We start from the raw sequence: 20,737 nt of genomic DNA, 5'->3' as shown, positions 1-20,737 counted from the left end.
GGTTTCGGTGCTGGCCGCATCGGCCACTTCCGGCCGGCCGTGTCGGGCCCGGTGTCGCCGGCGGTCGGCCCTCGGCCCGAGCTCCTCCCTTGAGTGGAGTCAATCCGACCACGTGGGATCGGTGGACGATGGCACCATCATTTCGCGGCGACCTGGCGTCAGGGGCTGTGCATGGGCATCGGCGATGCCGATCGCCATGACGAGGCCGTCCGCGCGTCGATCGCGAGGATTGGCACATGAGGGTGCTCACCATCTACGCACACCACAACCCGCAGTCGTTCTGCCATGCGGTGCTGGAGCGTTTCACCGAAGGACTGCGCGATGCCGGCCACGAGAACGAGGTGGTCGATCTGCATGCGATCCACTTCGACCCGGTGCTCCACGACCGGGACGGGCCCGGCTGGGTCGACGACAGCGTGCCCGACGACGTGCTGGCGCATTGGCGGTTCGGGACCTCGCTGCTGGCGCGCGAGCGCAATCCGTTGCGCAAGGTGCTGGTCAAGCGCTGGATCGGCAAGTCCGATGACCGCGAGCTGGTTCGCAGGGTGCATGCGCTGGGGCCGCCCCGCGACGTGGCCGAACAGCAGGCCAAGGTGGCACGGGCCGATGCGCTGGCCTTCATCGCGCCGGTCTACTTCGTGGGCTTCCCGGCCATCCTGAAGGGCTGGGTCGAGCGCGTCTTCAGCCTGGGCTTCGCGTTCGGCATGACGGCGGACGCCTGGCGCGGCGACCTCGTAGCCCGCGTCCCGCTGCTCAGGCACCAGAAGGCACTGATCATGCAGACGACGATCTGGGACGAGGCCTCCTACGACGCTGGCCTGAAGGCGGCGATGAAGCTGCTGGTCGACGAGTACGCGTTGCGCTTCCCTGGCATCCAGCGGGTGGAGCACGAGTACTTCCATGCGGTGCACGGGGCGGACGACGCCAGGCGCGCCGCCTACCTGGACCGCGCCTACCAGTTGGGCCGCGAGTTCTGATCATGTCGGCCCGGTCGGGCGGGCCCGCGCCCCCCATCCTGGAGGTGACGGCCCGCACCGCGCGCACATGGCGCAGGAACGGCGCGGCCAACCTGCTGCGCATGGGCCACTGCGCCCCCACGGTGATGCAGACGCTGCTCGACGCGTCCGGAACCGAAGCGCCTTGGCTCGTCAAGCTCACCGCGGGTCTGCCCGGCGGCATCGGCAACACCGGCGGCGAATGCGGCGGTGTCACCGCACCCTTGGTCCTGATCGGCCTTCGCCACGGGCTCGAACCCGATGACGACGGGCTGCCGACGGTCGTTGCCAAGGGCCGCGATCTGCTGCGGCAATTCGCAGCCCTGGAGGGCACCACGGCCTGCCGCGACATCCGCCGCGACGCACGGATTCCGCTGCGTTGCATCGGCGTCGTCCGGGAGGCGCCGGTGCTGTGCGCGAAGTGCCTGTGCGGCGACGGCGCCGGTGCGCTGACCGCCGAGCAACGCCGTGCCCACGGTCGGCTCTTTGCCGACTGGCACGCCAAGGACTTCCACTGTGCGCGGTCGGTGCTTCGCCATCTGGACAGCGCAGTGGCGGTCGACGAGCAGGTGCTGGCCGCCGGCTCCGCATTCATGGGCGGAACCGTCTTCACCGGCATGACCTGCAGTGCCCTGACCGCCGGCGTGATGGCGCTGGGCCTAGCCACGGGCGCGATCGAGAACAGCCGCCTGCGCGTGCTGCGCATGATCGCCACGATGGCCGTCGGCGGAGACGCTTTCGCCGACAGACTCAACGCGTTCAACCGCACGATGAACCTGGGGCACCGGCTATCACAGTGGTTTGCCGCCGAGTTCGGCAGCACGCAGTGCCGCGCCATCACAGGGTGCGACTTCTCCAGGCTGGACGACGTCGACCGCTACCTCGACGGCGGGGGCACCACGCGTTGTCAGGTGCTGGCCCAGCGGGTGGCCACACGGGTGCAAGCCATGGTGACCGGCGTCAACGGTCTTGGCCGGCCACAGTAACTGTCGCCAACCATCAGCAAGCCAGCGTCGTCGGTGCCTCCCTTTAGAAACAAGTCCCGAACACCCGTGACGAGCGCGTGCCTCTTCGGGCGTAGGGCCACGCCAGGCCCTTCAGCTCAGCCAGCTTTCGACCGGCGGTCACGGCCTTCTTCAGCACCGCCGGGGTTTCGAACAGCGCAGGCTGCAGCCGGGTGAGCGGCTGCAGCGGTGGCAGGGCCGGCGCGGCGGTCATGTGCTTTGGACCGGGCGGCCAACTGCCCGGTTGATGTGCATGGGAAATGTCGATGGGCTATGCATGTTGGCCATGACGCGTATAGGATTACAACTTTTTCTATACACGTTGACCGACGTCTGCACAGGCCCGGCCCGTCAGGCTGGCGCTTTGAGTGAGTCGCCCAGACCGGCCAGGTTCTGGCGGATGGCGGCATCCAGTCGGGCGGCCAGCCACCAAGCGTCCACCCGGATCACTTCAGCAGCTCGCGCACGACACCGGCCAGGTCGCCCAACGCCTTGTCTGGCCAGGCAATGCCGACCGTCACGGCGCCGCCCTTGATGTCCAGGCGGATCTCGGTCTTCGCCTGCGGCCCGTCAGGGGGCAGGTCAGTGCAAGCGGCACGAACGCCGCCGGCTGTGCGTCCAATGGCTGCGCGCCCGAGACGGCTTGCAGCGCGAACTGATGCTGCCGCGCCAGTTGCCGCCAGCGGTGCACGACGTTGTCGCTGATGCCGTGCGACATCGCCACCAGCGCCACCGACAGGCACCTGCACGCAACCCACCCACGCCGGCGCGTTCCGCACGATGGCCCTGCCGGCGCTGGCACCGATCCTCGGCCTGGCGTTCATCGTCGCCGCCCCCTTTTCGCCGGCCTGGCCGCCTCGGTCTAGACCGCCCCGCAGGCCCTGGTGCACAGCCCCAAGGCACTGCAAACACTGCGCAACGTCGCCCTGTTCTTCGCGGCGCCCTTCATCGGCCTGGTCTACGCGGTGTTGATGCCCTTCCGTGCCCACCTTGTGCTCGCGCAGGATGCCGATCTCCGCGAGCTCCTTGAGGTAGATGCTCGCGGTCTGGCGCTTGGCCACGCTGCTTTCATCTGGGAGGTCCTCCACCGCGGGTCCTCGTATGAATACATGAACTACCCTCCAGGTAGTCCAAGTAATCGTCCGCACTCCCGACCGGTCAAGATTCGGTCGGCGCCAACAGCCGCAGATCGAAAGTCATAGGATCAATCGCATGAGCTACTCGCCGAACGAGAAGTTTCAGGAACTGCTCAAACTGCTGAAGGGCGGTACCTTCAGCCTGGGCCTACGCACCGGTGACGACGCCAAGCACCAAGCCTTTCTCGAAGCATTTCCTGCCACCAGCTTGGCAGACCTATCGCTTGCGCAGTACGTTGTCGGTTCTAAATCGCAGTCCTTTTGTTGGTGGCTTGAGCGGGGCCTCGAACCAGTCCTGGGCCGATACATGCCGGGCACTTCTCGTGGGCACATCATCTATCAACTCGAAGATGGCAGCTACTATAAGAACCGCCACCTGAAGAACCTGAGCGATGTTGACGCGCTGCGATACACGCTGAAGTTGCAGCAACTCGTCGCTAGCGCGGACCCAAAACAAGACATCTGCTGGATCGACAGTGATGCCGAGCTATACAAGCGCGCCGGCGTGGAACCACGCGTGACAATGGGCGATGGTCGGAAGCTGCGGCTTCTGAGCATGTATCACCCTGACGATGTGATCCCGATATCGTCTTCAGACCACCTTCGGCACTTCTTGCTGCAGTTCGGAATGCCGCCAGAAGACATCGAGCCGAAGCGCAAGCCGGTTGCGCGAATGAGGCAGCTGGATCAGATATACGGTGCCGCCAAGCAGGAAGCGCCGGCCCTGACGCCATACGACTTCATGAGGGCACTTTACGGCCCAGATCTGGCCATCGCACCAGTCAAGGACCCGGAGGCGGATGAGCCCGCCGAGCCCACGGAGGAGGACTTGCCGCCGAACCCGAAGCCAGCCTTGAACACGATCCTCTATGGCCCGCCTGGGACCGGCAAGACGTATCGCACGATCGACAAGGCGCTCGAAGTCCTTGACCCGGACTACCTAGTCAAGCACGCCGACGACAGAGGCGCAATCAAGGCTCGCTTCGATGAATTGGTCGCAGCGGGCAACGTCCGCTTTGTGACCTTCCATCAGAGCTTCAGCTATGAGGACTTCGTCGAGGGTCTACGCGCGACCACAGATGACACCGGTGCGCTGCGATACGAGGTGGTCGACGGCGTATTCAAGTCACTTTGCACCGCTGCTTCTGCGCAGGTCTCCCATGACACACCGGCAGCTGTCGATGTGAAGGGCCGTCGAATTTGGAAGATGTCCCTCGGCAACAGTCAGGGCGTCGATTCGTACATCTACGACGAGTGCATAGAGGCCGGGTACGCGCTGCTGGGCTACGGGGGGTTGATCGACTTCAGCGGCTGCTCGAATCGTGCAGATGTTCGCAAGCGCTTCGAAGAGAACGGGAAGGCCGTCGGCGATGACGACTATGGCGTCACAGCGGTCACCATCTTCCTGACGCGATTGAAGATCGGCGACCTTCTGGTGGTGACCGACGGCAACTTCAAGTTCCGAGCGATCGGTGAAGTGACGGGTGAGTACAAGCGCCTGGGCCGCGAAGAACAAGGCGACGACTACGGTCAGAGCCGCAAGGTCAAGTGGCATCGCGTCTACTCGCCATCTTTGCCCTTCGATCAGCTGATGAACAACCAGTTCAGCCAGATGACGCTCTACGAGCTGAAGTCCGGCTCGATCGATATCACCAAGCTCTCCAGCCTTCTGGGAGCAGCGCCGGGGTCTGTCCCAACCAACGGCGACCCCTTTGTGCCGGGCCAGGCGCTGGGCAACAGCTACAAGATCGGCAAGGTGACAGCGGAAGTCATTGAAGTAGACAAGAAGGGTGGTACTGCCGTACCCATCACTCGAAAGCTGCTCACTGATCTGGTTGCACTTGTGAAGGCGGGCAAGATCACCGTGGAGGACATTTGGGAGAAGCGCGTCTACGACAAGGTGCCCGACTTCAGTGCCGACAAGTACATCGTCAATGGATACCAGAACATCTTGCGGCCGTTGGTCGAGCGCCTGCTGAAAAGTCCGGGCTCATTGCCCAGCGCGGCATTGGCCGCTTCTGGCGCTGTGGGTTCCCCGAAAGTGCTCATCATTGACGAGATCAACCGGGGCAACGTTTCCCGCGTTTTCGGTGAGCTGATTACTTTGATCGAGCCCACAAAGCGGGCCGGAAACGCCGAGGCGTTGCAGGTCACGCTTCCATACTCGAAGAAGCCCTTCACCGTGCCGAACAACGTGTACCTGATTGGCACCATGAACACCGCCGATCGCTCACTGTCCGGTATCGACATCGCGTTGCGTCGACGCTTCACCTTCGTATCCGTGCCTCCTCGTCCTGACCTATTGACGGAAACTGAGGTTGAAGGCATGAGCGTGGGTAACCTCCTTCGTGCGATGAACGACCGAATCGAAGTGCTGCTCGATCGCGACCACTGCATCGGCCACGCGTATTTCCTCCCTCTCAAGAAAACGCCCACACTCACGGCGCTAGCGACCATCTTCCGGCAGGAGGTTCTGCCTTTGCTGCAGGAATACTTCTTCGAGGACTGGGAACGGATTCGCTGGGTGCTAAACGACCACCAAAAGGTTGACCCCGAAGACTGCTTCATTGTTCGCCCTTCGAAGAAGCTTGATGAACTCTTTGGGTCGTCGCCCATGGCGGGCGTACAAGACAACCGGTGGATGATCAACGACGCGGCGTTTAGCGCCATCAGCAGCTTCGCCGGCGTGATCGGGGCGAAGCCGTGATCGACATCGCCGTGCGTGAATTCGCACGGCTGACGACGGCTCAAGTGTTGCCTTCACTTGACCAGCACACAGTCACCCAATCAGCGTTTGAGTACCTCTGCGACTTGGCTGCGCGAACTGGTTCAGGTGGCGCAAAGCTCGTTCAACTGGAGGACCGCGTCTCTCTTCGTTTGGACAACTTTGTTGGCGTAGTCCAAACCCCATGCGGAACCAGGCTTGAGATCTTGCCGAAGCACGTTGACCACGCGCGAGATGCAGAGTGGTCACGTGTCCTTCTCAAGAAGATGCTGCTGTCGGCCCTGAAGCTGACAACACGCGACGTGGGTCAAGCCTCGATTGAACTGTTGAAGAGCCCTCTTTCCGAGTGGGTGATGCATCAGTTCTTACAGCAGTTGGACCGGCTGGTGAAGCGTGGGCTGCGCTTCGACTACCAGCGCATCCAAGAGGAGCAACGCTTCCTCCGTGGCCGTTTGGACGTCGACAAGCAACTTCGGCAGCCTCCAGGACGAAGCCACCTCTTCCAGATCGAGCACGATGTGTTCTTGCCCAACAGGCCAGAGAACCGGCTACTCAGAAGCGCGCTGGCTCGGGTCTGCGAGTCTGCACAGACTCAAGGGAACTGGCGTCTGGCCCATGAACTTGCGGTGGTACTCGCGGAGGTTCCACAGTCCACGCAGATCGAAGCCGACTTCAAGTGCTGGCGCACCGATCGCCTGATGGCCCACTATCAACCTGTTCGTCCGTGGTGCGAACTGGTTCTGGGCGAACACATGCCAACGGCGTTGAAGGGGCTCTCGCTCGGCATCAGCCTCTTGTTCCCCATGGAGAAGCTCTTCCAGGAGCACGTGGCCAACGTCCTGTCGCAGAGACTGCAACCCAAGACACGACTCGATCGACAAGTGGCTTCAAAGCATCTTTGTCTGCACGAGAGCAAAGGTTTCTTCCGTCTTCAGCCCGACTTGGTCATGACACGCGCCAACGAGACCTGGGTGCTCGACACAAAGTGGAAGATCCTGAGCGCTCCATCCACTGTTGACGATGGGTCGAGCCCATCTCGATACGGCTTGAGCCAGTCCGACTTCTACCAGCTGTTCGCCTACGGCCACAAATATCTCAACGGAACCGGGGACCTGTTCCTCGTCTACCCGAAGACGAAAGCATTCGCCGAGGTTTTGCCGCCGTTCCAGTTCACCGACGGACTCACCTTGTGGGTTGTTCCGTTTGATCTGGAACTGGATCTGTTGGTTGCCTCCCCAGGAGGCTTACCGGTTGGTTCGGGCGCAGACGCAATCTGTGGCAACGACGTGACTTTCGCCCTAGTCGAGGAGGCCGCGCCGTAACCAACCTTTTGGTGCTTCGGCTCAGGAAGTCCGTAGCTCGCCTACTTCCGACGCCTCGAAGGGTCTGTTACATATTCTCGAGTTCTGAGAAAGTTCTCAGGACTTCTGAGAACCTACACAGCTACACGTCAATATTCGCCGCCCGCAACGCATTGCTCTCGATGAAATCCCGGCGCGGTTCCACCTCGTCGCCCATCAGCATCGTGAACACGCGGTCGGCCTCGATGGCGTCGTCGATCTGCACGCGCAGCAGGCGGCGCACGGTGGGGTCCATCGTGGTTTCCCACAGCTGCTCGGGGTTCATCTCGCCCAGGCCCTTGTAGCGCTGGCGGCCCACGGCGTTCTCGGCCTGGCCCATCAGCCAGGCCATCGCGGCGCGGAAGTCGGCCACCTTGTGTTCCTTCATGCGCTCGCCTTCGCCTCGGCGCACCACGGCGTCGGGGCCCAGCAGGTCCTTGAAGGTGACGCCGGCCTCCCTCAGCGCAGCGTAGTCGGCGCCGTGCACGAAGTCCTGCGTGATGACGCTGCTCTTCACGTTGCCGTGGTGGCGGCGGCTGATGCGCAGCAGGTGCTTGTCGGTGCGGGTGTCGAACTGCGATTCCACCTGCGCGTCGTGCACCGCGGCCTGCAGCGCGGCGGCGCTGGCCTCGGCCGCGGCGGTGCTGTCCAGGTCCAGCAGCAGGCCATTGGCCAGCGCGCGCAGGGCCTGCAGGTCCATCCAGTTGGCCAGGCGGTCCATCACGTGGTTGGCCACCACGTACTTGCGGGCCAGTTCTTCCAGTGCGCTGCCGGTCAGGGCCGGGCGCGTGGCGCCCGTGGTGGTGGCCACGCCGTCGGGCAGCACCATGGCGCCGTCCAGCGCCACCTTCAGCAAAAAGCCGTCGAGCTCGAGCCCGTCCTTCAGGTACTGCTCGTGCTTGCCCACCTTCACCTTGTACAGCGGCGGCTGCGCGATGTAGATGTGGCCGCGCTCCACCAGCACCGGCATCTGCCGGTAGAAGAAGGTGAGCAGCAGCGTGCGGATGTGGGCGCCGTCCACATCGGCGTCGGTCATGATGATGATGCGGTGGTAGCGCAGCTTGTCGATGTTGAACTCTTCGCTGCCGATGCTGGTGCCCAGCGCAGTGATCAGCGTGACGATGCTGTCGCTGGACAGCAGCTTTTCATAACGCGCTTTCTCCACGTTCAGGATCTTGCCGCGCAGCGGCAGAATGGCCTGGAACTTCCGGTCGCGGCCCTGCTTGGCGCTGCCGCCGGCAGAGTCGCCCTCGACGATGTAGATCTCGCACATCGCCGGGTCTTTCTCCTGGCAATCGGCCAGCTTGCCGGGCAGGCCCATGCCGTCGAGCACGCCCTTGCGGCGCGTCATCTCGCGGGCCTTGCGCGCCGCTTCGCGCGCACGGGCGGCGTCGACGATCTTGCCGCAGATGATCTTGGCGTCGATCGGGTTCTCGAGCAGCCAGTCGGTCAGCAGCTTGGAGACGATCTCTTCCACTGGGCCACGCACTTCGCTCGATACGAGCTTGTCCTTGGTCTGGCTGCTGAACTTGGGCTCGGGCACCTTGACGCTGACGATGCAGGCCAGGCCCTCGCGCATGTCGTCGCCGGCCACTTCTACCTTGGCCTTCTTGGCGATCTCGTTCTCTTCGATGTACTTGTTGATCACCCGCGTCATCGCCGCGCGCAGGCCGGTGAGGTGGGTGCCCCCGTCGCGCTGCGGGATGTTGTTGGTGAAGCACAGCACGTTCTCGCTGTATCCGTCGTTCCACTGCATGGCCACTTCGACACCGACGTTGGTGTTGTTGTCGCTCATCTTGTCGGCCATGGCGTGGAAGATGTTGGGGTGCAGCACCTTCTTGCCCTGGTTGATGAACTCGACGAAGCCCTTCACGCCGCCGGCGTAGGCAAAGTTGTCTTCCTTGGCGTTGCGCTCGTCGACCAGGCGGATCTTCACGCCGTTGTTCAAGAAGCTCAGCTCGCGCAGGCGCTTGGCCAGCACGTCGTAGTGGAAGTCGATGTTGCTGAAGATGGTGTCGTCGGGCAGGAAGTGCACCTCGGTGCCGCGCTTCTCGGTCTCGCCGATGATCTTCATCGGGCTCACCTCGAAGCCGTCGCGCATCTCCAGCAGGCGGTCTTGCGGCACGCCCATCGCAAAGTCGATCGAGTGCACCTTGCCGTCGCGCCGCACGATCAGCCGCAGCCACTTGCTCAGGCCATTGACGCAGCTCACGCCCACGCCGTGCAGGCCGCCCGACACCTTGTAGCTGTTCTGGTTGAACTTGCCGCCGGCGTGCAGTTCGGTCAATGCGATTTCGGCGGCCGAGCGCTTGGGCTCGTGCTTGTCGTCCATCTTCACGCCGGTGGGAATGCCACGGCCGTTGTCGATGACGCTGATGCTGTTGTCGCTGTGGATGGTGACGATGATGTCGTCGCAGTGCCCGGCCAGCGCCTCGTCGATCGAGTTGTCCACCACCTCGAACACCAGGTGGTGCAGGCCGGTGCCGTCGCTGGTGTCGCCGATGTACATGCCGGGGCGCTTGCGCACGGCCTCCAGGCCTTCGAGGATCTGGATGCTGTCCGACCCATAGGCCACCGACGCTTCGTCGCCCGTGGACGCCACGAAGCCCTCTGCCGTGGGCACGGCCCGCTGGGTGACGCCGTGGGCATCGGGTTTCGGGGTGTTGGTTGGCTTCGGGTCGGTCATGACATCGTCTCGGGTGCGGGCGGCCGGTGTTCTGGCGGCCTCTTGAAAACGCGCAAGCGGGCACTGGGGCCCGCTGCAGTTGGTTGGCTGGCCCCGAAGGGCAGCCGATGCAGGCGGCGCTAGATGCGCATCGGCATCACCACGTACTTGAAGCCGGCCTGCTCGGGCACGGTGATCAGGGCGCTGGCGTTGCCGTCCTGCAGCTCGAGCTTGACCATGTCGTGCGGGATGTTGGACAGCGCATCCATCAGGTAGGTGACGTTGAAGCCGATCTCGATGGCGTCGCCGCCGTAGTCGACCTCGAGCTCTTCCTTGGCCTCTTCCTGCTCGGCGTTGCTGGACGCGATGCGCAGCAGGCCGGGTTCGAGGTTGACGCGCACGCCCTTGAACTTCTCGCTGGTCAGGATGGCGGCGCGCTGCAGGCTGGCCAGCAGCGGCGCACGGCCCAGGGTGACCGAGTTCTTGTGGTTCTTGGGGATGACGCGGTTGTAGTCGGGGAACTTGCCCTCGACCAGCTTGGTGACGAACTCCATGCCCGAGAACGCGAACTTGGCCTGGTTGCCAGCAAAGCGCATCTCGATGTCGGTGTCCTCGTCCTTCAGCAGCCGCTGCAGCTCGAGCACCGTCTTGCGGGGCAGGATCACCTCCTGCTTCGGGATGTCGTTGGCCAGCTGCGCCTGCGCCAGGCCCAGGCGGTGGCCGTCGGTGGCCACCAGCGTGAGCGTCTTGCCTTCGGCGACGAACAGGATGCCGTTGAGGTAATAACGGATGTCGTGCACGGCCATCGCGAAGTGCACCTGGTTGATCAGGGTCTTCAGCGTCTTCTGCGGCACGGCAAACGCTGGGCCGAAGTCGACCGCCTCGTTGACCAGCGGAAAGTCGTCGGCCGGCAGGGTCTGCAGCGTGAAGCGGCTCTTGCCGCCGGTGAGCGTGAGCTTGTTCTGCGCCGAGGTGAGCGTCACCACCTGGTCGGCCGGCAGCGTGCGCAGGATGTCGATCATCTTGCGCGCGCCCACGGTGGTGGCAAAGCTGCCGGCGTCGCCGCCGAGTTCGGCGTGGGTGCGCACCTGGATCTCGAGATCGCTGGTGGTGAACTCGATGTCATCGCCGGTCTTGCGCATCAGCACGTTGGCCAGGATGGGCAGCGTGTGGCGCCGCTCGACGATGCCGGCCACCGATTGCAGGGCCTCGAGCAGTTTTTGTTGTGCGGCTTTTAATACGATCATGTCTTCCTCTTTGAACTTGGTAGTTCTAGTAGGGGGCAGGGAAAACTGTGGAGAAGGGCATTTTCGCCTGTCTTTTCAACGGTTTAGGCAGGCATGAACCCTGTGGGCGGCTGGCACGGAGCCTGGCGCGCAACAGACAACAACTTTGGCGCGCGGCCCGGGCCTGTGGACAGGGTGCCGGTTGCCAGGATCTTGTCCACAGCCTTGTGCCTTGACAGCGGGGCCAAGCATCACCCCTTCAGCGTCTGTTCGAGCACGTGCAGTTGCTGGTTCAGTTCGCTGTCCTTGCTGCGGTCGCCGCCGATCTTGCGCACCGCGTGCAGCACCGTGGTGTGGTCGCGGCCCCCGAACAGCTCGCCGATCTCGGGCAGGCTCTTCTGCGTCATTTCCTTGGCCAGGTACATGGCGATCTGGCGCGGCTTGGCGATGCTGGCCGGGCGCTTCTTGCTGTACATGTCGGCGATCTTGATCTTGTAGAAGTCGGCCACCGTCTTCTGGATGTTCTCGACGCTGATCTGGCGGTTCTGGATGGACAGCAGGTCTTTCAGTGCCTCGCGCGCCAGCGTGATGTTGATGTCCTTGTGGCTGAAGCGGCTGTAGGCCAGCACCTTGCGCAGCGCGCCTTCGAGCTCGCGCACGTTGGCGCGCACGTTCTTGGCGATGAAGAAGGCCACGTCCTCGGGCATCTCGGTGCCCTCGTTCAGCGACTTGCGGATCAGGATGGCCACGCGCATCTCGAGCTCGGGCGGCTCGATGGCCACGGTGAGGCCGGCGTCGAAGCGGCTGGTGAGCCGTTCGTCGATGTCCACCAGCCCCTTGGGGTAGGTGTCGCTGGTCATGATGATGTGCGCGCGCTTGGCCAGCAGGGCTTCGAAGGCGTTGAAGAACTCCTCCTGCGTGCGGTCCTTGCCGGCGAAGAACTGCACGTCGTCGATCAGCAGCAGGTCGAGGTTGTGGTACTTGGCCTTCAGCTCGTCGAAGGTCTTGCGCTGGTAGTTCTTGACCACGTCGGAGATGAACTGCTCGGCGTGCAGGTACAGCACGCGGGCATCGGGGCGGTCGCGCAGCAGCGCGTTGCCCACGGCGTGGATCAGGTGGGTCTTGCCCAGGCCCACGCCACCGTAGATGAACAGCGGGTTGTACATGACCCCCGGCGCGCCGGCCACATGCAGCGCGGCGGTGCGGGCCATCTGGTTGGCTCGGCCGGCCACCAGCGTGTCGAAGGTGAGCGCCGTGTTGAGCTTGTGGCTGTTGGACGCCGGCGGCGCATGCAGGCCATGGCCCGGCGGCTGCGACATCGGTCGCACGCTGGTGCTGGGCGCCAGCGCCTGGCCGTTGAGCAGGGCGGCGGCGCGCACCGGCTGGTTGGCCGGCATGGCGGGGCGTGTGGGTGCGGCCTCGCGCGGGGCCAGGGCCAGGTCGAGCCGGGCCGGCTTGCCGGCGATTTCGGTCAGCAAGGCCTCGATGCGGCTGGCGTACTGCGAGCGGATCCAGTCGAGCTTGAATCGATTGGGCACGCGCACCGACACCACGATGCCGTCGCCGTCGTCGGTGACGTCGGCCGGCGGCAGCGGGCGGATCCAGGTGTTGAATTGCTGTTCAGGCAGTTCGAGCGCCAATTGCTCGCAACCACGCTGCCAGAGGTCTAGGCTCATTGTGGACAACTTCTTCTCAGAGCGGCCGGATTGTAGGCCCCCTCGGCCCCGGCGAGGCATGGTTATCCACAGTTTTGGGCGCGGGGTCAATCCCCCCGCACAGCCGCATGTTGTGGTGCAAGTGTTTGACCGGTAAGGGGGTTTTTGCTCTAATCGTGGGTTTCCCCAACGCGAGAAGAGACCGCGCGCAGGGTTTGCCGGCAACACCGCAGGCAAGCCACCGTCGCAGCGCGGCCGTCGGGGAGCCAATCCCCGAAGGATCCAGCCATGAAGCGCACCTATCAGCCTTCCAAAGTCCGCCGCGCCCGCACGCACGGTTTCCTCGTCCGCATGAAGACCCGGGGCGGCCGTGCCGTCATCGCTGCGCGCCGCGCCAAGGGCCGCAAGCGTCTGTCGCAGGTCTGACGTCCCGGCCTGCGGTTCAACCGTCGAACCCAGCCATGGTCGGGCGCATCGTGCGAACGGCCGATTTCGAGCGGGTGCTGGGACAAGCACCCCGTTCACGCAGTGCTCACTTCGCCGTGCATCACGTGGCGGCGCGGCCTGCAGCGCCCTCCAAGGGCCGCTCCGGGGCCGTCGAGCCAAAGTTATCCACAGGCGATGCACTCACTTGCCCACCGCCTGTGGATGACTTGCCCACAGACTGCTGGCTGGGCACCGTGGTGCCCAAGCGCCATGCCCGTCGTTCGGTGACCCGCAATCTGCTCAAGCGGCAGATGCGCGAGGTCATGCAGCGCGAGGCGGCGGCACTGCCGGGCGGCCTGTGGGTGCTGCGGCTGAAGTCGCCATTCGACCCGCGCCAGTTCAGCAGCCCGGCCTCGGTGCCGCTGCGCCAGGCCGCGCGAGACGAACTCACCGTGCTGCTGCAGCGGGCTGCCAAGGCGCCGCCTGCCGGGCCGGCGCGGCCGAGATGATGGCCGGCGTGTCGTCGTTGCCCGCCAAGGCGCTGATGGCGCTGGTGCGCGGCTATCGCTTCTTCCTCAAGCCCTGGCTGGGCAATGCCTGCCGATTCGAGCCCACCTGCTCGGCTTATGCGCTGCAGGCGATCGACCGGCACGGCGCGGCCGCGGGCGCTTACCTGGCCACGCGGCGCATCCTGCGATGCCACCCCTGGTGCGACGGCGGTTGCGACGCCGTGCCCGATGCCCCACCGCCCCTGTTCACCCGCTTTCTGTCGAAGACCCGCCCATGAACGATATGCGTCGCACCATCCTGTGGGTGGTGTTCTCGGTTTCACTGGTCATGCTGTGGGATGCGTGGCAGCGCCACAACGGCCACCCCTCGATGTTCGGGCCCACGGCGGCCCGGCCCGCGGCGGCCGGCGCGGCCCCGACCCCGGCATCGGCGGGTGTGCCCACCGCAGCCGCCGTCGGCACCGCAGGGGTGCCGGCCACGGCCGCCGCACCGGTGGCGGTGGCGGCCAGCGGCGTCGCCGCAGTGGCGGGTGAAAAGATCACCGTCACCACCGACGTGCTCGAGGCCACCCTCGACACCACCGGCGGCAGCCTCGTCAGGCTGAAGCTGTCCAAGTACAGCGATGCGGTCGACGCCACACAGAAGGTGGTGCTGTTCGACCAGAGCGCGCAGCGCGTGTACGTGGCGCAGACGGGCCTGATCACCACGCAGGCCGGCCTGTCGCTGCCCAATCACCTGACGGCGATGTCGGTGCAGCCCGGCGAGCGCGCGCTGAAGGACGGTGCCAACGAACTGAACGTGGTGTTCGAGTCGCCCGAGGCCAACGGCCTGAAGCTCGTCAAGACCTACACCTTCCGTCGCGGCGACTACGTGGTCGGCGTCAAGCACGAACTGCGCAACGCGTCGGCCGCGCCGGTGTCGGCCCAGCTGTACCTGCAGCTGGCCCGCGACGGCAACCCACCCGCCGGCGAATCGAGCTTCTATTCCACCTTCACCGGCCCGGCGCTGTACACCGACGCGAGCAAGTTCCGGAAGATCGACTTCGCCGACATCGCGAAGGGCAAGGCCGAGCACGACAAGACCGCCGACAACGGCTGGGTCGGCATGGTGCAGCACTACTTTGCGTCGGCCTGGCTCGTCACCGACAAGGCGCCGCGCGAGTTCCGCACCGCCAAGGTCAGCGACAACCTGTACTCCATCGCGATGGTCATGCCGATGGGCGAGCTGGCCCCGGGTGCCAGCAAGGCGCTCGAGGCCAAGCTGTTTGCCGGCCCGCAGGAAGAGAAGAAGCTCGAAGCCCTGGCGCCCGGCCTCGAACTGGTCAAGGACTATGGCTTCCTCACCATGCTGTCCAAGCCGCTGTACTGGCTGCTCGACCAGTTGCACCAGGTGCTGGGCAACTGGGGCTGGGCCATCGTCGCGCTGGTGGTGCTGCTGAAGATCGCGTTCTACTGGCTCAACGCCAGCGCCTACAAGTCGATGGCCAAGATGAAGGCCATCAACCCCAAGGTGATGGAGATGCGCGAGCGCTACAAGGACAAGCCGCAGCAGATGCAGCAGGAGATGATGCGCATCTACCGCGAAGAGAAGGTCAACCCGCTCGGCGGCTGCCTGCCCATCTTCGTGCAGATGCCGTTCTTCATCGCGCTGTACTGGGTGCTGCTGTCGACCGTGGAAATGCGCAACGCGCCCTGGATCGGCTGGATCCACGACCTGTCCACGAAAGACCCGTTCTTCATCCTGCCGCTGCTGATGACCGCGTCGACGATGTTCCAGACCTGGCTCAACCCCACGCCGCCCGATCCGGTCCAGGCCAAGATGATGTGGATCATGCCGCTGGTGTTCTCGGTGATGTTCTTCTTCTTCCCCGCCGGCCTGGTGCTGTACTGGCTGACCAACAACATCCTGGGCATCGCCCAGCAGTGGTTCATCAACCGGCAACTCGGCGTCAAGTAGCGCACAGGCTGTGACAAGCCTCACATTGCTGCGCTGCGATGCCCTGTATCGGGGGTTCAAGTCGTTGCTCTGTCTACCGAAGATCAAGTGACGGTGACCCCTCTGGCCAGCCTTTCAGGCGGCCGCGTCGGCACCTTCGGTCAAAGCGGGGCGATGCCGCACGCACGTGGTGACGGCCCTGGGGCGTAAGTAGCAGTCTCCTCACGCGAGGAGCCTGGCGCTCCACCCCGCGCCATACGCGCGGCAGGCACCGGCAGGACACAATCCGCCGGTGCCCCCACCGTCCGCCCTCGCGCGCCACCACGACCCCATCGCTGCCATCGCCACGGCCCCCGGGCGCGGGGCGGTCGGCATCGTGCGCGTGTCTGGCCAGGGCCTCGGCCCGCTGGCCGCGGCCCTGTGCGGCCGAGCGCTGGCGCCGCGCCACGCCACCTACACGCCCTTCCTCGACGCCGGCGGCCGCGCCATCGACCAGGGCCTGGGCCTGTACTTCCCCGCGCCACACAGCTACACCGGCGAGGACGTGATCGAACTGCAGGCCCACGGCGGCCCGGTGGTGCTGCAATTGCTGCTGGCGCGCTGCCTGCAGGCCGCCGCCGAAGCCGACCCCGCCACCGGCCGTCCGCGCCTGCCCGGCCTGCGCCTGGCCGAGCCGGGCGAGTTCACCGAGCGGGCCTTCCTCAACGACAAGATCGACCTGGCCCAGGCCGAGGCCGTGGCCGACCTCATCGAGGCCAGCACCGAGGCCGCGGCGCGCTCGGCCGGCCGCTCGCTGTCGGGCGAGTTCTCGCGCGAGATCGACCTGCTGCGCCAGCGCATCGTCAACCTGCGCCTGCTGGTCGAGGCCACGCTCGACTTCCCGGAAGAAGAGATCGACTTCCTGCAGAAGGCCGACGCGCGCGGCCAGCTGACGGCCATCCTGAGCGGCCTTGCCAACGTGCTCGACCGGGCCCACCAGGGCGCGCTGCTGCGCGAAGGCCTGCAGGTGGTGCTGGCCGGGCAGCCCAACGTGGGCAAGAGCTCGCTGCTGAACGCGCTGGCCGGCGCCGAGCTGGCCATCGTGACGCCGATCCCGGGCACCACGCGCGACAAGGTCAGCGAGACGATCCAGATCGAGGGCGTGCCGCTGCACATCGTCGACACGGCCGGCCTGCGCAGCGGCGAGGTCGACGAGGTCGAGCGCATCGGCATCGCGCGCAGCTGGCAGGCCATCGGCGAGGCCGACGCGGTGATCTTCCTGCACGACCTCACCCGCCGCGGCGAGCCCGGCTACGAGGCCGCCGAGGACGAGATCGCCGATCGCCTGGCCCCCGCGGCCGACGGCGCACGGCTGATCCACGTGCACAACAAGGCCGATGCGGCGGGCACGGCGCCCGGCGATGGCCTGGCCATTTCGGCCCGCACCGGCGCCGGGCTGGACGCGCTGCGCGCCGCGCTGCTGCAGCGCGCCGGCTGGCACGCCAACCCCGAGGGCGTGTACACCGCGCGCAAGCGCCACGTGCAGGCGCTGCAGCGCTGCCAGGCGCACCTGCAGGCCGCGGCCGACCACGCCGACCAGCAGGACGCCGCGCTCGACCTCTTCGCCGAGGAACTGCGCCTGGCCCACGACGCACTGGCCGAGATCACCGGCGCCTTCACCAGCGATGATTTGCTGGGCGAGATCTTCGGGCGGTTCTGCATTGGCAAGTGAGGCCGAGGACCCCGTGCCCTCATCCGCCGTCGCATGAAGCTGGAGTACACCGCCACCTGCAGGAAATGCGGGCACGAGCACCAGGGGCCGGGCCCGCGGGTGCCGGACGACGCGGCTTGCCCGGCCTGCGGCGCCGTCTATGCCAAGGTGGACGCCACCCTCGCCGCCAGGGAGTCCCTGGCGACGCGGCAGGCGGCCCCGAAGGTGCCGCTGACCTGGGCCCGGATGGCCATGGCCGTCCCGTTCGGTCTGTGTGCCGTGGTGGTCTGGTTCATCGATCCGAGCCCGCTGCAACTCCAGCTTCGATCGTCGCGGCCCGACATCGTCAACGGACTGGTCCAGGGGCTCGGGCTCAGCGGCGCACGGTGGGCGATCTCGCTGGCGTTCGGCGTGCTGTGCATCGCCATCCTCGTGATGCGCCCGTCGACCGCCGACACGCCGCAGGACGATGGGATCGGCTGGCCGCGGCGACCCAAGGCGCAGGGCGGCGTGCGCCACAGCGGCGTGGACGGCGAGTGGAACGCGTCGGCAATGGCGGGCATCTGGTCGCTGGCGGGTGTGGGCCTGATGATCAGTCTGCTGACGCTGAACCTGGGCGTTGCGATGTGGATCATCGGCGTGGCCCTTGCGCTGTTGCTGGGGTTGCTGGCGGTGGGCCTGCTGCTGTCCTTGAAGGAGCGTGCGCTGTTCTTCGACCCGGAGTCCACCTGGCAGGATCGACCGTTCTCGTTTGCCATCGGCTGGCTGGTGGCGGCCGGCCTGCTGGCGGCCGCTTGGTTTGCCTTCAGCCGGTCGTCGTGAGAACCCCCGGTTGGTCATCGGCAAAGGGGGCCGAAGCCCCCTTGCTGCCGACCTCAACGGTCGGGTGACTTCCAGGCCGAGGCCTCAGAAGTTCATGCCGACCTTCAGGCCGACGGCGGTGTTGTCGTACTCGATGCCGTTCTTCTGGCGAACGTCGTGCCAGCGCACGTCGGCGCCCACGTAGTAGGCGCCCGAGCGCCAGTCGACACCGGCGGCCAGGCCGGCACCGTACAGCGTCTTCGACACGCCGGGGGCGCTGACGCGCACCGCGGTGAGGCTGGGGCCGGCGCCGGCCGACAGGCCGCCGCCCAGCGGCAGCATGTAGCGCGGCGACAGTTCGAAGGTGGTGGCCTTCAGGCCGTCCTCGCTGGAGCGGTGCAGCTTGCTGTAGGTGCGGATGCGGTTGTCGGGCGACTGGATCAGCCCGCAGTTGAAGTTGAACTCCAGGCCGTAGCCGGTGGCGTCGCGGGCGCCGTCCGGGTTCACCGAATCGACCGTCAGCGCCAGGGTGGGCTGGGCCTTGTAGCCCGGGTCGGTGAACAGCGGCAGGAAGCGCCACGACTGGGCGCTGGCCAGCGTGGCCGTGGTGAGCAGGACGAGGGTGAGTGCAGTCTTCTTCATTGGGGGGTGCTTCGGGTGAGGGATCGTGGGGGGCGGCGGAGGCCCGTCGCCATGCCCTGCAATCTATCGACCGAGGCGCCGGGGCTCGGTGACTGCGGTCACCGAAGGCGGTCTGGTTGTCGCCGAGCGGGCGGCACTGTGGTGCCGATGCCCCAAGAAGAAGGGCGCCTCGCGGCGCCCCTGTGCGAACCGGCGGGCGGCGAGGTCGTCACCGACCCGCCGCGCCGAAGCTCACTCGATGGCCTTGACCATGTCCTCGACCACCTTCTTGGCGTCGCCGAAGACCATCATCGTCTTGTCCATGTAGAACAGCTCGTTGTCCAGGCCGGCGTAGCCGGCGGCCATCGAGCGCTTGTTGACGATCACGGTCTTGGCCTTGTAGGCCTCGAGGATGGGCATGCCGTAGATCACGCTGCCCTTCTGCAGCGCGGCCGGGTTCACCACGTCGTTGGCGCCCAGGATGATGGCCACGTCGGCCTGGCCGAACTCGCCGTTGATGTCTTCCATCTCGAACACCTGGTCGTAGGGCACCTCGGCCTCGGCCAGCAGCACGTTCATGTGGCCTGGCATGCGGCCGGCCACCGGGTGGATGGCGTACTTGACGGTGACGCCCTTGGCGGTGAGCTTGGCGGCCAGTTCCTTCACCGCGTGCTGCGCGCGCGCCACGGCCAGGCCGTAGCCGGGCACGATGATCACGGTCTCGGCGTTGCCCATGATGAAGGCCGCGTCGTCGGCGCTGCCGCTCTTGACGCTGCGCTGCTGCTGCGCGCCCTGTGCCGGCCCGCCCGCCTCGCCGCCGAAGCCGCCCAGGATGACGTTGAAGAACGAGCGGTTCATCGCCTTGCACATGATGTAGCTGAGGATCGCGCCCGAGCTGCCCACCAGGCTGCCGGCGATGATTAGCATGCTGTTGTTCAGGCTGAAGCCGATGCCCGCCGCCGCCCAGCCCGAGTAGCTGTTGAGCATGCTCACCACCACCGGCATGTCGGCGCCGCCGATCGGGATGATGATGGTGACGCCCACCACGAAGCTCAGGGCCAGCATCGCGAAGAAGGCCGGCCAGCTTTCGGTGAAGGCGAAGTACAGGCCCAGCGCCATGGTGGCGATGCCCAGCACCAGGTTGAGCTTGTGCTGCCCGGCGAAGGTGACCGGCGCGCCCTGGAACAGGCGGAACTTGTAGGTGCCGCTGAGCTTGCCGAAGGCGATGACCGAGCCCGAGAAGGTGATCGCGCCGATGGCCGCGCCCAGGAACAGCTCGAAGCGGTTGCCTGTGGGGATGGGCTGGCCCTTGGTGACGATGCCGAAGGCGTGCGGCTCGGCCACCGCGGCCACGGCGATGAACACCGCCGCCAGGCCGATCATGCTGTGGAAGAAGGCCACCAGCTCGGGCATCTTGGTCATCTCGACCGTCTTGGCGCGGTAGGCGCCGTAGGCACCGCCGGCCAGCAGGCCCAGCAGCACCCAGCCCAGCCCGATGACGCCCGACTGGCCTGCGGTGGCCGCCAGCTTGACGATCAGCGCCGCGGTGGTGAGCGCGGCGATGGTCATGCCGACCATGCCGAACAGATTGCCGCGGATCGACGTGGTGGGGTGGCTCAGGCCCTTGAGCGCCTGGATGAAGCAGACGCTGGCCACCAGGTAAAGCAGCGTGACGAGGTTCATGCTCATGGCTTGGCCTCCGCGGCGGTGGTCTTCTTCTCTTTCTTCTTGAACATCTCCAGCATGCGCCTCGTGACGAGGAAGCCGCCAAAGACGTTCACCGCGGCCAGCGCCACGGCCAGCACGCCCATGCTCTTGCCCAGCGTGGTTTCGGTGAGGGCCGCGGCCAGCATGGCGCCGACGATGACGATGGCCGAGATGGCGTTGGTCACCGCCATCAGCGGGGTGTGCAGCGCGGGGGTGACGGTCCAGACCACGTGGTAGCCCACGTAGATGGCCAGCACGAAGATGATCAGGTTGGTGATGGTGGGGCTCAGGATGTCCATGG

The 20,737-nt window shown here is 65.8% G+C and carries 18 protein-coding genes; 10 read left to right on the top strand and 8 right to left on the bottom strand.

Annotated features, from left to right (window positions below):
• Window positions 1-236 precede the first annotated feature (236 nt).
• Together EOINJALH_RS30245 and EOINJALH_RS30240 are read left to right on the top strand one after the other, a co-directional pair.
• Window positions 237-977 (top strand): NAD(P)H-dependent oxidoreductase, encoded by a 741-nt coding sequence (locus EOINJALH_RS30245; protein ID WP_088287299.1) that lies wholly within the window; start codon window positions 237-239, stop codon window positions 975-977.
• A gap of 2 nt (window positions 978-979) precedes the next feature.
• Entirely contained in the window at window positions 980-1,981 is a 1,002-nt protein-coding gene (locus EOINJALH_RS30240) for a C-GCAxxG-C-C family protein (RefSeq protein WP_088287297.1), read from the top strand.
• A gap of 43 nt (window positions 1,982-2,024) precedes the next feature.
• Here EOINJALH_RS30240 and EOINJALH_RS30235 read toward each other — a convergent pair whose 3' ends face one another.
• Window positions 2,025-2,213, bottom strand: a complete 189-nt coding sequence (locus EOINJALH_RS30235; protein ID WP_088287296.1) for a hypothetical protein — start codon at window positions 2,211-2,213, stop codon at window positions 2,025-2,027.
• 232 nt (window positions 2,214-2,445) lie between these two features.
• Window positions 2,446-3,087: a hypothetical protein gene (locus EOINJALH_RS32450; RefSeq protein ID WP_088287294.1), complete on the bottom strand. Its 642-nt coding sequence runs from the start codon at window positions 3,085-3,087 to the stop codon at window positions 2,446-2,448.
• A gap of 124 nt (window positions 3,088-3,211) precedes the next feature.
• Here EOINJALH_RS32450 and EOINJALH_RS33090 point away from each other — a divergent pair, with 124 nt between their 5' ends.
• On the top strand, window positions 3,212-5,842 hold the full coding sequence (locus EOINJALH_RS33090) for an AAA family ATPase (RefSeq protein ID WP_234414112.1): 2,631 nt from the start codon (window positions 3,212-3,214) through the stop codon (window positions 5,840-5,842).
• Window positions 5,839-7,182 carry an McrC family protein gene (locus EOINJALH_RS30220; RefSeq protein ID WP_088287292.1) on the top strand — a complete coding sequence of 448 codons (1,344 nt, stop codon included), beginning with the start codon at window positions 5,839-5,841 and terminating at the stop codon, window positions 7,180-7,182. Before EOINJALH_RS33090 ends, EOINJALH_RS30220 begins: the two co-directional genes overlap by 4 nt.
• A gap of 121 nt (window positions 7,183-7,303) precedes the next feature.
• On the opposite strand, the gene gyrB is transcribed toward EOINJALH_RS30220, so the two are convergent.
• From gyrB to dnaA, 3 genes are all read right to left on the bottom strand, one after another.
• Window positions 7,304-9,886 (bottom strand): DNA topoisomerase (ATP-hydrolyzing) subunit B, encoded by a 2,583-nt coding sequence (gene gyrB / locus EOINJALH_RS30215; RefSeq protein ID WP_088287290.1) that lies wholly within the window; start codon window positions 9,884-9,886, stop codon window positions 7,304-7,306.
• A gap of 119 nt (window positions 9,887-10,005) precedes the next feature.
• A complete protein-coding gene (dnaN, locus tag EOINJALH_RS30210; RefSeq protein WP_088287288.1) occupies window positions 10,006-11,112 on the bottom strand; it encodes a DNA polymerase III subunit beta in 1,107 nt (368 codons plus the stop codon).
• A gap of 230 nt (window positions 11,113-11,342) precedes the next feature.
• The gene (gene dnaA, locus EOINJALH_RS30205; RefSeq protein ID WP_088287286.1) at window positions 11,343-12,767 is read right to left on the bottom strand and encodes a chromosomal replication initiator protein DnaA; all 1,425 of its coding nucleotides are present in this window, start codon (window positions 12,765-12,767) and stop codon (window positions 11,343-11,345) included.
• 267 nt (window positions 12,768-13,034) lie between these two features.
• On the opposite strand from dnaA, the gene rpmH reads away from it, so the two are divergent.
• From rpmH to EOINJALH_RS30175, 6 genes are all read left to right on the top strand, one after another.
• Window positions 13,035-13,172 carry a 50S ribosomal protein L34 gene (gene rpmH, locus EOINJALH_RS30200; protein WP_088287284.1) on the top strand — a complete coding sequence of 46 codons (138 nt, stop codon included), beginning with the start codon at window positions 13,035-13,037 and terminating at the stop codon, window positions 13,170-13,172.
• 35 nt (window positions 13,173-13,207) lie between these two features.
• Window positions 13,208-13,681, top strand: a complete 474-nt coding sequence (locus EOINJALH_RS30195) for a ribonuclease P protein component (protein WP_088287282.1) — start codon at window positions 13,208-13,210, stop codon at window positions 13,679-13,681.
• Window positions 13,678-13,959: a membrane protein insertion efficiency factor YidD gene (gene yidD / locus EOINJALH_RS30190; protein ID WP_088287280.1), complete on the top strand. Its 282-nt coding sequence runs from the start codon at window positions 13,678-13,680 to the stop codon at window positions 13,957-13,959. The genes EOINJALH_RS30195 and yidD overlap by 4 nt, the downstream gene beginning before the upstream one ends.
• Window positions 13,956-15,638 carry a membrane protein insertase YidC gene (gene yidC, locus EOINJALH_RS30185; RefSeq protein WP_088287278.1) on the top strand — a complete coding sequence of 561 codons (1,683 nt, stop codon included), beginning with the start codon at window positions 13,956-13,958 and terminating at the stop codon, window positions 15,636-15,638. Before yidD ends, yidC begins: the two co-directional genes overlap by 4 nt.
• A 271-nt stretch (window positions 15,639-15,909) precedes the next feature.
• Window positions 15,910-17,328 carry a tRNA uridine-5-carboxymethylaminomethyl(34) synthesis GTPase MnmE gene (gene mnmE, locus EOINJALH_RS30180; RefSeq protein WP_088287276.1) on the top strand — a complete coding sequence of 473 codons (1,419 nt, stop codon included), beginning with the start codon at window positions 15,910-15,912 and terminating at the stop codon, window positions 17,326-17,328.
• Window positions 17,329-17,361: 33 nt separating this feature from the next.
• Window positions 17,362-18,129, top strand: coding sequence for a hypothetical protein (locus EOINJALH_RS30175; RefSeq protein ID WP_088287274.1), 768 nt, complete (start codon window positions 17,362-17,364; stop codon window positions 18,127-18,129).
• An 84-nt stretch (window positions 18,130-18,213) separates the two neighbouring features.
• Here EOINJALH_RS30175 and EOINJALH_RS30170 read toward each other — a convergent pair whose 3' ends face one another.
• The 3 genes from EOINJALH_RS30170 to EOINJALH_RS30160 all read right to left on the bottom strand — a co-directional run bounded on the left by EOINJALH_RS30170 (window position 18,214) and on the right by EOINJALH_RS30160 (window position 20,735).
• On the bottom strand, window positions 18,214-18,750 hold the full coding sequence (locus EOINJALH_RS30170; RefSeq protein WP_088287272.1) for a hypothetical protein: 537 nt from the start codon (window positions 18,748-18,750) through the stop codon (window positions 18,214-18,216).
• 231 nt (window positions 18,751-18,981) lie between these two features.
• Window positions 18,982-20,418, bottom strand: a complete 1,437-nt coding sequence (locus EOINJALH_RS30165) for an NAD(P)(+) transhydrogenase (Re/Si-specific) subunit beta (RefSeq protein WP_088287270.1) — start codon at window positions 20,416-20,418, stop codon at window positions 18,982-18,984.
• A complete protein-coding gene (locus tag EOINJALH_RS30160) occupies window positions 20,415-20,735 on the bottom strand; it encodes an NAD(P) transhydrogenase subunit alpha (protein WP_088287268.1) in 321 nt (106 codons plus the stop codon). The genes EOINJALH_RS30165 and EOINJALH_RS30160 overlap by 4 nt, the downstream gene beginning before the upstream one ends.
• Window positions 20,736-20,737: the final 2 nt, after the last annotated feature.

It is taken from the genome of Ideonella sp. A 288 (assembly GCF_002198735.1).
Taxonomy (GTDB): Bacteria; Pseudomonadota; Gammaproteobacteria; order Burkholderiales; family Burkholderiaceae_C; genus Pseudaquabacterium.
Note: the sequence above shows the minus strand (reverse complement) of the source record. Positions and strands in the feature narration are given on the sequence as shown.

Excerpts from the sequence above, each read along its gene's own strand:
- dnaA (WP_088287286.1), bottom strand. The coding sequence starts at position 12,767 with ATGAGCCTAGACCTCTGGCAGCGTGGTTGCGAGCAATTGGCGCTCGAA.
- EOINJALH_RS30235 (WP_088287296.1), bottom strand. The coding sequence starts at position 2,213 with ATGACCGCCGCGCCGGCCCTGCCACCGCTGCAGCCGCTCACCCGGCTG.
- EOINJALH_RS30175 (WP_088287274.1), top strand. The coding sequence starts at position 17,362 with ATGAAGCTGGAGTACACCGCCACCTGCAGGAAATGCGGGCACGAGCAC.
- rpmH (WP_088287284.1), top strand. The coding sequence starts at position 13,035 with ATGAAGCGCACCTATCAGCCTTCCAAAGTCCGCCGCGCCCGCACGCAC.
- EOINJALH_RS33090 (WP_234414112.1), top strand. The coding sequence starts at position 3,212 with ATGAGCTACTCGCCGAACGAGAAGTTTCAGGAACTGCTCAAACTGCTG.
- EOINJALH_RS30240 (WP_088287297.1), top strand. The coding sequence starts at position 980 with ATGTCGGCCCGGTCGGGCGGGCCCGCGCCCCCCATCCTGGAGGTGACG.
- EOINJALH_RS30195 (WP_088287282.1), top strand. The coding sequence starts at position 13,208 with ATGGTCGGGCGCATCGTGCGAACGGCCGATTTCGAGCGGGTGCTGGGA.
- EOINJALH_RS30160 (WP_088287268.1), bottom strand. The coding sequence starts at position 20,735 with ATGGACATCCTGAGCCCCACCATCACCAACCTGATCATCTTCGTGCTG.
- EOINJALH_RS30170 (WP_088287272.1), bottom strand. The coding sequence starts at position 18,750 with ATGAAGAAGACTGCACTCACCCTCGTCCTGCTCACCACGGCCACGCTG.
- dnaN (WP_088287288.1), bottom strand. The coding sequence starts at position 11,112 with ATGATCGTATTAAAAGCCGCACAACAAAAACTGCTCGAGGCCCTGCAA.
- yidD (WP_088287280.1), top strand. The coding sequence starts at position 13,678 with ATGATGGCCGGCGTGTCGTCGTTGCCCGCCAAGGCGCTGATGGCGCTG.
- EOINJALH_RS30165 (WP_088287270.1), bottom strand. The coding sequence starts at position 20,418 with ATGAGCATGAACCTCGTCACGCTGCTTTACCTGGTGGCCAGCGTCTGC.
- EOINJALH_RS30245 (WP_088287299.1), top strand. The coding sequence starts at position 237 with ATGAGGGTGCTCACCATCTACGCACACCACAACCCGCAGTCGTTCTGC.
- gyrB (WP_088287290.1), bottom strand. The coding sequence starts at position 9,886 with ATGACCGACCCGAAGCCAACCAACACCCCGAAACCCGATGCCCACGGC.
- yidC (WP_088287278.1), top strand. The coding sequence starts at position 13,956 with ATGAACGATATGCGTCGCACCATCCTGTGGGTGGTGTTCTCGGTTTCA.